Raw genomic sequence first — 12,570 nt, forward strand, 5'->3', positions numbered from 1 at the left:
GCAGTTGCGAAGCGAAGTGACAAACAACAAGCTTACAGGTCGGACTGTCCTCCTCCTCTGAGCACTCCCGGTGGTGGTGCTTCGTAGGATCACTCACCGTTCCGGCCGTGACGATGCGGGTTTCACTTTCCTGGCTACAGGATTTGGTGCAGGTGAATGAACCCGCCGATGCTCTTGCAGAGCGTCTGTCCATGGCGGGGTTCGAGGTCGAGGAGATTGAGGACCTCACCCGTTTGGCCCAAGGGGTTGTGGTCGGCCATGTCCTTGAGAAGGACCGCCATCCCAATGCGGACAAACTGAGTGTCTGCAAGGTCGATGTCGGTGCAGGGGAACCCCTGCAGATCGTTTGTGGTGCCGGCAATGTGCGTGCTGGGATTCACGTGCCGGTGGCCACAATCGGCGCCGTTTTGCCAGCCGTGAATCTGACCATCAAGGCGGGTGAGCTTCGCGGTGTCTCCAGTCAGGGCATGATCTGTTCGCTCACGGAGCTAGGCCAGCCCAGCACTGTGGATGGCATTGCCATTCTCGAGGATCTGGTCGCGGTGATCCCCTCGCCTGGCACGCCTGTGGCGCCCCTTTTGGGCCTCGATGATGTGGTGCTTGAGCTGGCGATTACGGCCAACCGCCCGGATGGACTTTCGATGGCTGGAATCGCCCGGGAGGTTGCAGCACTGACTGGATCCAAACTCAGCCTCCCTCCACTGCCACCCCCTGCGCAGACCGAGGGGCTCGCTGTCGATCCGCCCAGCACCGCTGCGATGCATCGCGGTGGTGTCTACGCCCTGACCCCAATCGAGGGCATCAAGGCTGGAGCCCCGTCACCGGCTTGGTTGCAACAGCGGCTTCAGAGGGCAGGCATGAACAGTGTGAATGCGGTGGTTGACCTCACAAACCTCGTGATGCTTGAGCAGGGGCAGCCCCTGCATGCCTTTGATACCGATGCCCTTGAACGGCTCAGCGGGCAAGCGGTTGAGGCCAGCGACTTCGGGCTTCGCCAAGCTCGCGATCAAGAAGTTTTTCAAGGGCTGGATGGCCGGGAATTGACCCTGGATTCCAGAGCTCAGGTGGTGACCTGTCACGACATTCCCGTTGCCCTCGCTGGGGTGCTGGGTAGTGAGGCCAGTTCGGTCACGGACTCCACGACCAGGATTTGGCTGGAATCCGCGATGTTCTCCGCAGCGTCTGTCCGCAATACGGCCAGAAGTGTGGGGCTGCGGACGGAAGCATCCAGCCGTTTTGAGAAGGGCCTTCCTCGTGAGGTCACCCTGCTTGCAGCCCAAAGGGCTTGTACGTTGATCAAACAGGAACTCGGGGGCAGTTCCGGTTCTACAAGGATTTGCGCTGCATCCCACCAAGAGCCAGAGCCTCTTGCCTTGCGCCGCGATGCCCTGCATCAGTTGCTCGGGCCGATTGAAGGCCCCGATGGTCCTGAGGACCTTGAGGATGACGCTATCGAACGCTGTCTCACCGCCCTCGGTTGTGGCCTTGTTGCATCCGACGATGGTTGGACGGTGACGGTCCCTCCTTCCCGTCGTTGTGATCTGCTCCGAGAGGTTGATCTCATTGAGGAGGTGGCCCGCCTGGTGGGCTTCGATCGGTTCTGTTCTCATCTGCCTGATCCTCTGCGTCCTGGAGGACTCAGTCCGCTCCAGACCGCGGAGCGGCGTTTGCGTCAGTTGTTGTCTGCTGCCGGATTGCAGGAGGTGACCACCCTGTCGCTGACTGGTCCCTCAGACCAGGATGTGCGAATCCCTATCAGCAACCCCCTTCTGGCGGAGACCAGTCATCTCCGTTCCAGCCTCTGGGAGGAGCATCTACGCATCTGTCAGCGCAACCTCCAGGCTTCACAACCTGGCTGCTGGCTCTTCGAGATCGGCCATGTGTTCTCGGCCGATGGAGATGCTGGCATCCTCCAGAAGTCGAGACTTGATGCCGTGATCTGTGCGGAGAGGCGACTCGAGCGTTGGTCTAGCAGTGGCAAATCCATTCCCCTCAGCTACTACCAGGCCCGTGGTTTGTTCAGCCCTCTCTTCGAGAGCTTCCACCTTGATGTGCAGGATCGCCCCTTCAGAGACGACGAGCGTCTCCATCCCGGGCGCAGTGCCCAATTAGTCCTGGAGGGACGTCCGTTGGGTTCATTCGGTCAACTTCACCCCTTGCTTTGCGAGCGCTACGACCTTCCGGACGCCACCTATCTTCTCGATCTCGATCTGTCGCGCTTGCTCGAAGCTGCGACGCGGAGCAATCGCTGGATTCCAGCCTTCAAGCCTTATCCCACCGTTCCAGCCATGGAACGAGATCTGGCTGTTGTGGTCAGGAGTGACCAGCGGTCGGGCGATCTGATTCAGGCGATCCGTAAGGCTGGAAAACCACTGCTGGAAAGCGTTGAGCTGATCGATCGCTTTGAGGGTGGTCAGCTCTCTACAGATCAATGCAGCCAGGCCTACCGAATCCGTTATCGCGGAAAGGATGCAACCCTCACCGATGAACAGTTACAACCTGTTCACGACAAGGTGAGGCAAGCGCTGGTGAAGCAATTCGGAGCAGAGCTCAGGAGCTGATCCGCTTCAACAGTGCAAGGCATTCGAGATGCGTGGTCTGTGGAAAGAAATCCACTGGCTGGAGCCGCTCCATCTTGTAGGGGCCTTCAGGTCCCGCCAGCAACGCCAGATCACGAGCAAGGGTCGCAGGGTCACAGCTGAGATAGGCCATCCAGGCAGGTGGATCGGCCACGATCGTTTCAACAACAGCTGGATCCAGACCCTTGCGAGGTGGATCCACAACAAGCACCTCGTGGCTTGGTAGGGCATCGGCAAGCAGCTGTTTGACATCTCCAGCCTTGAAACGGGCGCTCTCTAACCCGTTGGCGTTGGCGTTATGGATGGCCTGCTCGATCGAAGCCTTGTGGAGCTCTAGGCCCAGCACGTCCATGCCGGCGGCTGCTAATGGGAGCGCGATCGTGCCGATGCCGCAGTAGGCATCGATGACCCGGGTTGATGGCGCGACCTGTTGAAGCCACTGGCGCAACACCATCACGATCCGTTCGGCCTGAATGGTGTTCACCTGGAAAAACGTGGTGGTAGCCAGGGTGAGGTTGAGATCGCAAAAGCGTTCCCGAATCGTTGGCTGACCAGCCAGGGTGCGGGTTTCATCTCCCAGCACGCGATTGCTTCGCAGCGGTTGCCGATTGAGCGTCACGCCCTTGATCTCCGGCCATCGCTCCATCCATTGGGCAGCCAGTTGTTCCACACCAGGAAGCTCCCATGTGCTGCTGATCAAGGTCAACAGCACCTCCCGCGATTGCGTTCCGATCCTCAAGCCCAGATGGCGAAGACCATCTCCCTGATGAAGATCGGCATCAGCCACCCAACCTGTTTGATCGAGATCCTTCTTGATTGGGTCGAGCAAACAATCCAGTCCTGGATCAAGAACTGGGCAACGATTCAGATTCACCAGACGGTGACTGCCGCGCCTGTAGTACCCCATGCGCAATGTCCCTTCCGCATCCCGTTGAAGCGGGATCAGGGCGCGGTTGCGGTAGCCAAGTGGTTGGGCCTCCAGAGCCAGCAGTTCCTCGACTGGCGAGCTGATGCCACCAATCCGCTGGAGGGTCTGGATCAGACGTTCCCGTTTCCAATGGGCCTGGTTCTCATCGTCGAGATGTTGGAGCGTGCATCCCCCACAACGGTCTGCATGAATGCAAGGAGCCTGTCTTGCTCCCTCTGCTGGAAGCAACGTCTCGATTCGACGTCCACGCCACTGGGATCGGCGACGCTGTTGCAGTTGCACCCGGGACACTTCCCCAGGCAACAGGTCGGGCACCACAATCACCCAGCCTTGCCAGCGAGCGATGCCCTCACCCTGGAGCGTCAGATCCTCACCCTTGAGGGTGATGGTGAGGCCCGGTTCCGGTCGGGGGTCCATCTCGGCCATTGCAAAGGCGTTACACCCGGGCCGATCAGCGCAGCTGCTCGGCCGGAGAGCACTAAACTCATCCTCAGCATGCCAGCTGCCATGAGCGTTGTTCGGGATCTGATCCTGCAGGCCGATGACGATCTCCGTTATCCCACCAGCGGCGAATTGCGTTCCATTGTCGATTTCCTCGGCCAGGGAGCGACTCGTCTTGCTGTGGTTCGGATCCTGACGGACAACGAGAAGAAGATCGTCGATGAGTCAGCTCGAGTGCTGTTTAGCCGCAAGCCTGAGTACGTTGCCCCCGGTGGCAATGCCTACGGTCAGAAGCAACGAGCCCAGTGCCTTCGTGACTACAGCTGGTACCTGCGACTCGTCACCTATGGCGTGCTTGCTGGCAGCACGGAGATGATCCAAAACATTGGTCTCGTTGGTGCCCGTGAGATGTACAACAGTCTTGGGGTTCCGATGCCCGGCATGGTTGAGGCCATGAAGGCCATGCGGGAGGCGTCGCTCGCCCTCCTTTCCGAGGATCAACAATCCTTGGCTTCCCCCTACTTTGATTTTCTGATCCAGGGGATGCAGACCACGACCTGAACTTGATTTCAGCTGCAGAGCCGGTGCCTTGCCACCGGCTTTTTTGTGAGCCATTGGTCTTTTAAGTCTTGCCTGAGACGCTCGATAAGTCCTTTTTTGATTCCCAGAGAGACGCTAGAGACACTCTCTGTTTGGCTGTGAGCTGACGCTGCGATGGGTCGCGAGTGTTCGTCTGCGTATCTGCATCTACAGCAGTTACGCCATGGCTGAAACGATTGCAAATACTGAGTTATTTGCGTTGGCCAGGTGTTCTGGACAAGCCAGTGCCGGACTTGGACAGAATTTGACTGCGCTCTTGGGCATGGCCTGGATGTCAACATTGCCTTTTGCACGTTTGCCGCGAGGGACTTTCTTGGATCAGTGGGATATAGGCTTCTTGCACGCAGAATGATGGAGAAAATAAATGTTGATCATTAAGCCGTTAGGGGCGGGACGCTGAGGTGCCTTTAGGGCTCCAGCGCACTCCCCGTGTAGAGCCGGATGTCTTAGCTGGGATTAGTTCTTGGACCCAGTACGAGTCTTACTTGATTACCATGAAGGCTTGGTTGTCCCATATGGGATGCCACATGGGACTTGCAGCAAGTCTCATGCTGGACTTTCGCAACTACTTCTGTCGATACAGTTCCCGCAGCATCTGGTAGGCCTCATTGAGGCGGCGCATGGCATCGGTGCTGCCACCAGCGTCTGGGTGAGTCTCCATGGCCTTCTGCTTGTAGGCATCTCTGATGGCCCGCAAGGTCAAGGATGCACCTGCCTGGGTTGGTAGTCCCAAGAGTTTCAGGGCTCCATGCACGGTCATGGTGGACTGCAAGGCCTCAAAGGACGTGGTGCGACGGCTCCGTTTGAAGCGATTCACAAACCGACGAATCAATGTCGGCATTCGATGAATCAGATCCGTGGTGGCAAAGGGGTCCTCCAGGACTCCAGCTACCACCATCACCTGGCCGAAGGAGGGGCTTGCGTTCACCCAACCTTCACATCGTTGATCAATCTGTCGTGCCGCTTGAGACCAGGTGAAGGTGCGGCCTTCACTTCCTTCGGCACTCGGCCAGATGTCACGGGCTAACCAGAGCATGGCAGCCTCGAGAACCGTCGGGCCCGGGGCTTGGCCGTAGAGATTGAGCCAGTGTTGCAGTGCTTCCTCGGCACAGGCCTGAAGATCCCCAGGGCCGATGGGTGGCAGCAACAGCGTTTCTTCAGAGCGGTCAGTCTCTTGGGTTCTCTGCTGAAGGCTGTTGCGTAATTGCGTGGTGCTTCGTCGAACGAATCCAGGTAGGTCAATTCCAGGTTTCTCGTCTCGACTGAAACCGGAGTTTGAAAAGCCTGCAAACGAGGGGTCTAGCCCAGGAGGAGCTTGGAGTCCGACACCCTTCTCAGTAATCAAGACCAGAGCACAGTCATCGCGATAGGGCGTCGAGGGTTCACTGTCGTTTGGCTCCTTGGTGGCGACACGAACTGGCTCATCGTGCACCTCTGTTTCTGTTTGGTCTGGATCCCCTGGTAAGAGCTCTTCAAGGAGGCGACTCAGGCAGTCACCACGGGCCCGTAAGCCCCATTCTTCCTTGAGGGAATCGACCCAGCGAACAAGATGATCTGGCAGCTCAACGCTGATGCGACGCTTCCCGTCAACTTCAGGTCCCGTCACTCAGCCGACAACGCACGACGTAAGACTATCGGCCCTGTAGACGCCTGAGCCATTCCTGCTGGGCTCGGATCGCATCTCGATAGCGTTGCTCGAGACTTTGATTCACCCTTTGAGGGAGGATCATGGCCGGAGGCATCGGATTCAGGCCGCTACGGGGAGCGACCAGGACCGGCGGGGGTGGCAGCGGAGCACTTGGATATGTCTGCCGAGGGCGTGCTGGTTTGCTGGCTGGCGTCGGGTTGTTCGTTTTGGGCCCGGCTTTGTCCTGCTCTTTTGTCTTGGCGGTCTTGGCGTCCTGACCGGTTGGAGCATTCAGGGCAGGGGGAGCCTGGGTTGGACTGACGGATCGCCGGCGCGCAGCTTCGGCCTGACGGGCTGCCTCCAGGGTTTCTTCACGACGACGCAGGATGGCGAGCTGCTGGATGGGAACAACACTCAGCAGATGTCCTGGCGTTGCATCCGCTGGATAAACGAGACTGACCCGAACGGGATTTAGTTCGCCGCCTTTCAGATTGAGCTTGGCAATGGGAAGGCTCTGACCCGACCTGAGACCGACATGCACTTCCTGGTAACCCTCTGCACTCTTGATGCCGATTGATCCTCGAAAGGCGGTGAATGGCGGACGTCCTGACGCCACAGGGTGGCTGAATACGAGGTCGTAAGGACCTTCGCCGGAGAGGTTGAGGTCAATATCAAAGCGCACTCCATAGGTCCCCACATTGTTCACTGCGGAATCAACCATGCGGGTGCTGAGAGCATTCACCTGGATTTCGCGGGTTCCAAAGTGATGCTTGTGCGTACTTGTGAGTGGCACATGCAACGGCCCCTGCGATAAATCATGACGAATCAAAGCTTTGTATTCATCCCCAAGCGCTACGCCAGCAACCCTTGAAAAGACTTTCCCGCTTTTGATTTCGGCAATCCTGTTGAGATAGATACGCCCAGGTGCGAGCATTCCGCGATCGAGCACAGCTATTAACTGTTGCTCATTATCTGTTTCCTCTGCTGCAACAACTGCCATTTGAAAGGGGCCATCACTCGATCCGCGCAGAAGGCCATTGGCAATCCCTCGTGCTGGTAGAACCGTGCTGACAATTACACGCCTGGATCGTGGCGGAATGACAACCTCTCGAGGTAATCGTCTGTCCAGTTCTCCTCGCAACATCTGCACAGCTGTGGCATCACCAGGGCCTGTATTCCAAGGCCTGGGTCCCAGAGGCTTCACCCCCATCAGTTTGTTGGGATGGTATGGCGCCTCGAAACTGTTTTTGACTGATCCTTTGCTGAATCGAAGGGTAACTGGCTTGTCGCCGGGGTTAATCGCAATCGCTGCAATAGTTAGAAGGCCACGCTGGCGCCGTCCACCTAACTTATTAGCATCTCCAGGATAGTATTTATGATGCATATGAACACCAAACTCTCCATTGAATGTGTAAGTCGCATTCTTTAAAGGTTGGTTTGTTTCAATAGCAATCGCTGAGCCTGGTGCCGTGTTCACCAGTATTCCTGGACCCTCAACAATTTCTGGTTGGTTGGAGTGCAGCACGGGCACATCGTTGAAGCGGCCGTTGAGCGGCTTTGCCTGTTGGCCAGCCATCAGCGGCACGTAGGCTCGCGCGGGGGCGACGAGGGCTATTTCGGCAGTCGCAATGGAGACGCCCGCCAAGACCAGGAGTGGGATTCGCTGAGACAACCGAGACGGGTCCGGAGGGCGTTGGGCGGGCCTGCAGTCTGTGCAAACCACGCAAGTCCCAAACTTAATCACGTCGCCCATATCAGCCAAGCCCTTCCCCATCAAGCCTGGAGTTTCGCCAACATGGTGGCGTCTGAGCCCGTGGTTATGTTCCCTGCCTTTTGCTCCCAGGCCTGTAGTGGTGACTGGCGTCGTCAGCATCAGACGCGCAAGCTGGAGATGCTGCGCTTCTGGCGTGATGGGCTTGAGCGCCAGCTTGCAGCTCTCAACGCCTCCATCCAGACACTCCAAACTCAGATCGAGCGCGACCAGAACGAGGCTGCCGATCCCAGCTGACTTCGTTCAGGCCATCCCTAGGTCTGAGCAGCGGCATGACAGTCGCTCCAGTCCCCGTTTGACGCGTCTGTGAATGGTCATCGCACTGACGCCGAGGGCTCGACCGGTTTGCCGCAAACTGCGTCCTTGCAAGATCACTGCCTGAATGCAGGTTTGCTCATCCTTGGGTAGACGCTTCAGCTCGCTGATCAGTTGCTCGTAGCGCTCCCAGCTTCCCAGCGAGTGCATCGCTGACTCCTTCTCATCGATGGCGAGCTGGACGTTGCTCTCATCAAGGCTGACCCAGCGCGTTCGATGGGGCAACCAGCTCAATCCCATGTTCGATGCGCTCTCCCATGGCTTATCAACGCCGTTGCTTCGTCCCCTGGACGCTTGATCCTGAATTGATCTGGGCAGCCTGACCAATCCATGGCTGTCACGCAGGTAATGCAGGATGGCTCCTCTGATGTGCGGTCTTGCATAGGCACTAAAGGGAACACCTCGAGATTCGCTGTACAGGTTTGCTGCTCGGATCAGTCCGAGTCGCCCGACCTGGATGAGGTCATCCATCTCGACGTTGGTTCTCAGGACGTAATAGCGTGCCAGGGGCAAGACGAGGTCGAGATGCTGTCGCACCCGTCGATTTCGCTTGCATTGTTGCTGTTTCATTGGTGTGGAATCGGTCTGTGCCGCGTTGATCAGCGGCCCTCGTTTCAGCGATTCACACCGCGGCAGTCCCTGACAACAGTGGAACCACTGCTTTAGGCAACAACAGCCTTAAGCAACAACAGCCTTAGGCAACAACAGCCTTGAGCAGTTCCTCAGGTCCGTACCTCTCCAGCCACGCCACGTCAGACTCATCAGTCGCTAGGAGATATCCGGCAAACCCCAGACCATTGATGCTGAAGCCTCTGGCTTTCTCTCGATTGCGCAGAATCACGGCCATCCAGGTTGGTGAGAGCAGCAGGTTGTAGGGGTGGCGTGGTACAGGCTCCTTGGCTGGATCGCCTAGACCCAGTTCGACGACCAGATCTGTGTAGAGCCTGTAGAGATCCTTCTCATTGCTGTCGCGAGCTCGAACCCCACAGGAGTGTTCGAGCGCTCCAAGCTGAGCAGCGCCCTGCTGGGCATCGGATTGTTGGCTCAACCGTGTCTCAAACCAGGTTGCTCTTGGACAGATCGCTGTGAGCTTGTTTCTTGGCAGCAGCTGAAGATGCCGATGGGGTTGGCTGGCTCCTGCCAGCGGGCCACTGTTGAAGAACCACAACCCTGTCGTGTCTTGATCAACACTCTGCACGGCTTGCCAGTCCTCATTGTTCAGCCAACCCGTCTGCGCTGCCCACTGCCGTGTGATTAACAGCATGTGACCCCGTTGCACGGGATATTTGTTGAGAATCAACATGTGACCCCGGCCAACGCCTTCGACTTCCAGATTTGGATCCCATGGTCTGAATGGATTGGGTTTCGGTCCGGCTGGTTGCAGATGGCGGGGCAGGCGGCTCTGAAGACGCCGGCATTCGAACTGAGAGGCCCAGGATCCCAGGCTCACGATCTCCGTTTTCAGTGGTTTGAGTGCACCGCACTGCTCGGCTTCATCACTACGGCCAAGAGCTGCTTTCCAAAGTCGTTGCTCAGCCATCAGCCTTGAGTCGAGCGATTGATGCTCCCTGGTAGAAGCGGCCAAGAATCTCATTGAAGGCCAGACCCTGTTGCGCGAGCTCCTGGGCACCGTGCTGGCTCATGCTCGCCCCGAGGTGGCCATGGGCTTCTGCGCTGATCTCACTCGTGGCTGCATACAGGCTCTCCACGAGTCCTCCTCGGTAACTCAACACCATTCCACGGGTGGCATCGGTGGCTGATCGTGTCGCCTCTGATTCACTGCTCAATCCTGAAAAGGCCTGCCAGCGGGTTGTGTCTCCAAGGTTGTAGATCGAGCTGGCGGGTCGCACCAAATGCACCAGGGCGTAGGAACGCGCTGCAACGGCCTGCGCTTTGAGGGCTTCCTTCCTCCAGTGGGATGGCATCTCTGCGCCCACCACGGAAGCAACGTATCGCTCCAGATCAAGCATGTTCACGGCCAGCCAACCTGCACCCTGCCGATGCAGCGTGATTCGTCCGGTGTAGGCCTTTCCATTCACCTGAATGCTGCTGCCAGGATCCGATTGGCAGAAACAAGGCTGACGATGGCTATCACCGCGCAGCATGCTCTGCAGAACGGTTGATGAGAGGAGCTGGCCGGATGTCGTCAGACAGCTTGCACCTTGAGCAATCACCACGCTCTGCACTGGATATTGGCTGAGCAATGCCACGCGAAGGGCTGGATTGAGGGAGCTGGAGGCTGGAGGTACCCGGGGTACGGGGTAGCCCCTCTCCACCGCTTTTGCTGCCTTAGGCACCGTTGCTTGATTGGCTCTCGCCTGTGATGGGCTTTCCCCCTGAAGCAGCGCATCCAAGAGTGGCTCCTGGTTCTTCTCAGCTCCAAGATCAGCAGGCGGTGCCAGCTGGTGAACAAGCCGCCAACCAATGCTTGCGCTGCTGATCAGCAGGATGAACAGGGCGACCCTGTGCCCGTGGCGTGGCATGAATCCATCACGGAAGCACAGCCATCCTCGCTGACCCAATAATGATCGTCATGTCCCTCAGTCGTTGGAACGGTCTGGCCCTGATCGTGGGGGCTGGCGGAATTGGTCGTGCCCTGGCCTCTCAGTTGCGTCAGCGTGCATCGGGTTTGCATGTGGTTCTCTGCGGTCGCCAGCAGGGCCCTGAGGTCGCCTGGGAGCTCGATGTAGAGCAACAGGGCTCCCTATGCGACTTGGCACCACGGATCGCTTCCTCTGGGCTTCCTCTGCGCCTAGTGATCAATGCTTCGGGTTGGCTCCATGATCAACACCATCAACCTGAAAAGCGACTGCAGCAGGTTGATGCCGATGCCTTGCAGAAAAGTTTCTCGATCAATGCGATGGCTCCGCTCCTCCTGGCCAAGGCCGTGGAGCCATGTTTGCTGCGCGATCACCCCTTTCACTTCGCCAGCCTCAGTGCCAGGGTCGGCAGCATTACCGATAACCGCAGTGGTGGTTGGTATGCCTATCGAGGTGCCAAGGCCGCGCAGAACATGTATCTGCGCTCATTGAGCCTTGAATGGGCCCGACGTTTCCCTTCGGCCTGCGTCACCCTCCTTCACCCTGGGACCACCGACACAGCTCTCTCCAGACCATTTCAAACTTTCGTAGCTGCCGATCGACTCTTCAGCCCTGAGCGGGCAGCTGTCCAGCTTCTCGATGTTCTCTCCCAGCAGACGCCTGAACAAAGTGGTGCCTTCCTCGCCTGGGATGGTCAGTCGATTCCCTGGTGAGCGTGTCGCTTGAGGATCTCCAGAGGGATCAGGTCCAGGGTGCTGCGTTCGGTGGCCGCCAAGCGCACCAGCGGTGCCATTCCGTCCTCATAGGCCTGCCGCCAGCGTGGAGCACACACGCACCAGTGGTCCCCCGGGCGTAGCCCTGGAAAGCCGAAGGCCGGCACAGGGGTCGACAGATCATTCCCCTGAGCCTTGCTGTAGCTGAGAAAGGCTTCGGTCATGACGCAGCAGACGCTGTGCTGCCCCAGGTCAGAGCTCTCGGTGCGGCAATGGCCATCGCGAAACCAACCTGTCATCGGTTCACAACCACAAATCTCTAAGGGTTGCCCCAGAACGTTGAGATCTTCCGTGCTGGACTGGTTTTTCACGGTTGATGTGGGTGGATTCCGGCCTGGAGTCTGCCGAATGAATGGCACATTGCGCGACAAGGTGGTTGACGGATCCCGGGGGCGAGGCGTTAAAGGTCAATCAGTTATGCCCCCTCGATGGACTGGGAGTTCACTGAAGACGCGGCCTTCATGGCCCTTTGCGACGCCTTTCGCGAGAGCGGAGAGAGTTCCGCCATTGAGTTCCTGGCCAATGGTGAAGGGGCATTCCATTTCCAGGAGCTCTCTCAGAATGCCGCTGGCGAGGGGCTCGACCTGAGCGATTCCGATGATCTGGAGGCTTTTCAGCAGGAAGTGATCGACACCATGGAATCGCTCTGCCAGGACTGAGAGGGCCTGGCACGCTCAACCAACTCAGCCGTAGTAGAAGCTGATTTCCTTCTCCTTGAGGCCGTCCCAGCCCGCTTCGATCAATCGTTGGTTGAGGGTCTCTTGGTCGAAATGCTTGGCTCCTGTTCTCACCACGCGATTGCGCATTGATTTGCGGACACCACTGCGCTTTCTTTGCCCTTCCTTCTCCATGACATCGCGGTAGAGGTTGAGCATGGCTTCCGGTAGCGGCGTGCCGTCGAGATCGATCCCCGCATCAATGGCGCGGTCGATGGCATCAGGTCCACTGAGGTCCATGGAAGGGAAGCGAGAGAACGATCCCAGTCTGGATTGTGAG

General features: G+C 58.1%; 13 protein-coding genes. 5 read left to right on the forward strand and 8 right to left on the reverse strand.

Annotation, left to right across the window (positions count from 1 at the left end):
* Positions 1–113 precede the first annotated feature (113 nt).
* Complete coding sequence (gene pheT, locus CWE17_RS04890; protein ID WP_131455266.1) at positions 114–2,561, forward strand: phenylalanine--tRNA ligase subunit beta; 2,448 nt, start codon at positions 114–116, stop codon at positions 2,559–2,561.
* On the opposite strand, the gene rlmD is transcribed toward pheT, so the two are convergent.
* Entirely contained in the window at positions 2,551–3,933 is a 1,383-nt protein-coding gene (gene rlmD, locus CWE17_RS04895) for a 23S rRNA (uracil(1939)-C(5))-methyltransferase RlmD (protein WP_131455267.1), read from the reverse strand. The two genes, pheT and rlmD, sit on opposite strands and share 11 nt — an antisense overlap.
* A gap of 81 nt (positions 3,934–4,014) precedes the next feature.
* Between rlmD and CWE17_RS04900 the strand changes: the two genes are divergently transcribed.
* Complete coding sequence (locus tag CWE17_RS04900; protein WP_131455268.1) at positions 4,015–4,509, forward strand: allophycocyanin subunit alpha-B; 495 nt, start codon at positions 4,015–4,017, stop codon at positions 4,507–4,509.
* Positions 4,510–5,113: 604 nt separating this feature from the next.
* Here CWE17_RS04900 and CWE17_RS04905 read toward each other — a convergent pair.
* Entirely contained in the window at positions 5,114–6,154 is a 1,041-nt protein-coding gene (locus CWE17_RS04905; RefSeq protein WP_131455269.1) for a molecular chaperone DnaJ, read from the reverse strand.
* 25 nt (positions 6,155–6,179) lie between these two features.
* A complete protein-coding gene (locus CWE17_RS04910) occupies positions 6,180–7,751 on the reverse strand; it encodes a DUF3370 domain-containing protein (protein ID WP_240789285.1) in 1,572 nt (523 codons plus the stop codon).
* Between the two features lie 243 nt (positions 7,752–7,994).
* Between CWE17_RS04910 and CWE17_RS04915 the strand changes: the two genes are divergently transcribed.
* Positions 7,995–8,183: a hypothetical protein gene (locus CWE17_RS04915; RefSeq protein WP_131455564.1), complete on the forward strand. Its 189-nt coding sequence runs from the start codon at positions 7,995–7,997 to the stop codon at positions 8,181–8,183.
* 6 nt (positions 8,184–8,189) lie between these two features.
* Here the strand turns inward: CWE17_RS04915 and CWE17_RS04920 are convergent, their stop codons facing one another.
* The 3 genes from CWE17_RS04920 to CWE17_RS04930 form a co-directional block, all read right to left on the reverse strand.
* Positions 8,190–8,831 (reverse strand): sigma-70 family RNA polymerase sigma factor, encoded by a 642-nt coding sequence (locus CWE17_RS04920; RefSeq protein WP_131455271.1) that lies wholly within the window; start codon positions 8,829–8,831, stop codon positions 8,190–8,192.
* 124 nt (positions 8,832–8,955) lie between these two features.
* Positions 8,956–9,801, reverse strand: a complete 846-nt coding sequence (locus tag CWE17_RS04925; RefSeq protein ID WP_131455272.1) for an ATP adenylyltransferase — start codon at positions 9,799–9,801, stop codon at positions 8,956–8,958.
* Positions 9,794–10,744: a SpoIID/LytB domain-containing protein gene (locus CWE17_RS04930; RefSeq protein WP_131455273.1), complete on the reverse strand. Its 951-nt coding sequence runs from the start codon at positions 10,742–10,744 to the stop codon at positions 9,794–9,796. The genes CWE17_RS04925 and CWE17_RS04930 overlap by 8 nt, the downstream gene beginning before the upstream one ends.
* A gap of 50 nt (positions 10,745–10,794) precedes the next feature.
* Between CWE17_RS04930 and CWE17_RS04935 the strand changes: the two genes are divergently transcribed.
* The gene (locus CWE17_RS04935) at positions 10,795–11,514 is read left to right on the forward strand and encodes an SDR family NAD(P)-dependent oxidoreductase (protein ID WP_370318274.1); all 720 of its coding nucleotides are present in this window, start codon (positions 10,795–10,797) and stop codon (positions 11,512–11,514) included.
* Here the strand turns inward: CWE17_RS04935 and CWE17_RS04940 are convergent.
* Positions 11,496–11,813, reverse strand: a complete 318-nt coding sequence (locus tag CWE17_RS04940; RefSeq protein ID WP_131455565.1) for a DUF2237 family protein — start codon at positions 11,811–11,813, stop codon at positions 11,496–11,498. The two genes, CWE17_RS04935 and CWE17_RS04940, sit on opposite strands and share 19 nt — an antisense overlap.
* Before the next feature lie 189 nt (positions 11,814–12,002).
* Between CWE17_RS04940 and CWE17_RS04945 the strand changes: the two genes are divergently transcribed.
* Complete coding sequence (locus tag CWE17_RS04945; RefSeq protein WP_131455275.1) at positions 12,003–12,233, forward strand: hypothetical protein; 231 nt, start codon at positions 12,003–12,005, stop codon at positions 12,231–12,233.
* Between the two features lie 24 nt (positions 12,234–12,257).
* Here the strand turns inward: CWE17_RS04945 and CWE17_RS04950 are convergent, their stop codons facing one another.
* Positions 12,258–12,530 carry a DUF4090 family protein gene (locus tag CWE17_RS04950; protein ID WP_131455276.1) on the reverse strand — a complete coding sequence of 91 codons (273 nt, stop codon included), beginning with the start codon at positions 12,528–12,530 and terminating at the stop codon, positions 12,258–12,260.
* Positions 12,531–12,570: the final 40 nt, after the last annotated feature.

Source organism: Synechococcus sp. BS56D (assembly GCF_004332405.1).
In the GTDB taxonomy this organism is placed as follows: Bacteria; Cyanobacteriota; Cyanobacteriia; order PCC-6307; family Cyanobiaceae; genus Synechococcus_C.

What these genes read in the sequence shown, in the direction of transcription:
- CWE17_RS04920 (WP_131455271.1), bottom strand. Translation starts at nt 8,831, where the DNA reads ATGAAACAGCAACAATGCAAGCGAAATCGACGGGTGCGACAGCATCTC.
- CWE17_RS04950 (WP_131455276.1), bottom strand. Translation starts at nt 12,530, where the DNA reads ATGGACCTCAGTGGACCTGATGCCATCGACCGCGCCATTGATGCGGGG.
- CWE17_RS04910 (WP_240789285.1), bottom strand. Translation starts at nt 7,751, where the DNA reads ATGGCTGGCCAACAGGCAAAGCCGCTCAACGGCCGCTTCAACGATGTG.
- CWE17_RS04925 (WP_131455272.1), bottom strand. Translation starts at nt 9,801, where the DNA reads ATGGCTGAGCAACGACTTTGGAAAGCAGCTCTTGGCCGTAGTGATGAA.
- CWE17_RS04935 (WP_370318274.1), top strand. Translation starts at nt 10,795, where the DNA reads ATGTCCCTCAGTCGTTGGAACGGTCTGGCCCTGATCGTGGGGGCTGGC.
- CWE17_RS04945 (WP_131455275.1), top strand. Translation starts at nt 12,003, where the DNA reads ATGGACTGGGAGTTCACTGAAGACGCGGCCTTCATGGCCCTTTGCGAC.
- CWE17_RS04900 (WP_131455268.1), top strand. Translation starts at nt 4,015, where the DNA reads ATGAGCGTTGTTCGGGATCTGATCCTGCAGGCCGATGACGATCTCCGT.
- CWE17_RS04915 (WP_131455564.1), top strand. Translation starts at nt 7,995, where the DNA reads ATGTTCCCTGCCTTTTGCTCCCAGGCCTGTAGTGGTGACTGGCGTCGT.
- CWE17_RS04930 (WP_131455273.1), bottom strand. Translation starts at nt 10,744, where the DNA reads ATGCCACGCCACGGGCACAGGGTCGCCCTGTTCATCCTGCTGATCAGC.
- pheT (WP_131455266.1), top strand. Translation starts at nt 114, where the DNA reads ATGCGGGTTTCACTTTCCTGGCTACAGGATTTGGTGCAGGTGAATGAA.
- CWE17_RS04940 (WP_131455565.1), bottom strand. Translation starts at nt 11,813, where the DNA reads ATGACAGGTTGGTTTCGCGATGGCCATTGCCGCACCGAGAGCTCTGAC.
- rlmD (WP_131455267.1), bottom strand. Translation starts at nt 3,933, where the DNA reads ATGGCCGAGATGGACCCCCGACCGGAACCGGGCCTCACCATCACCCTC.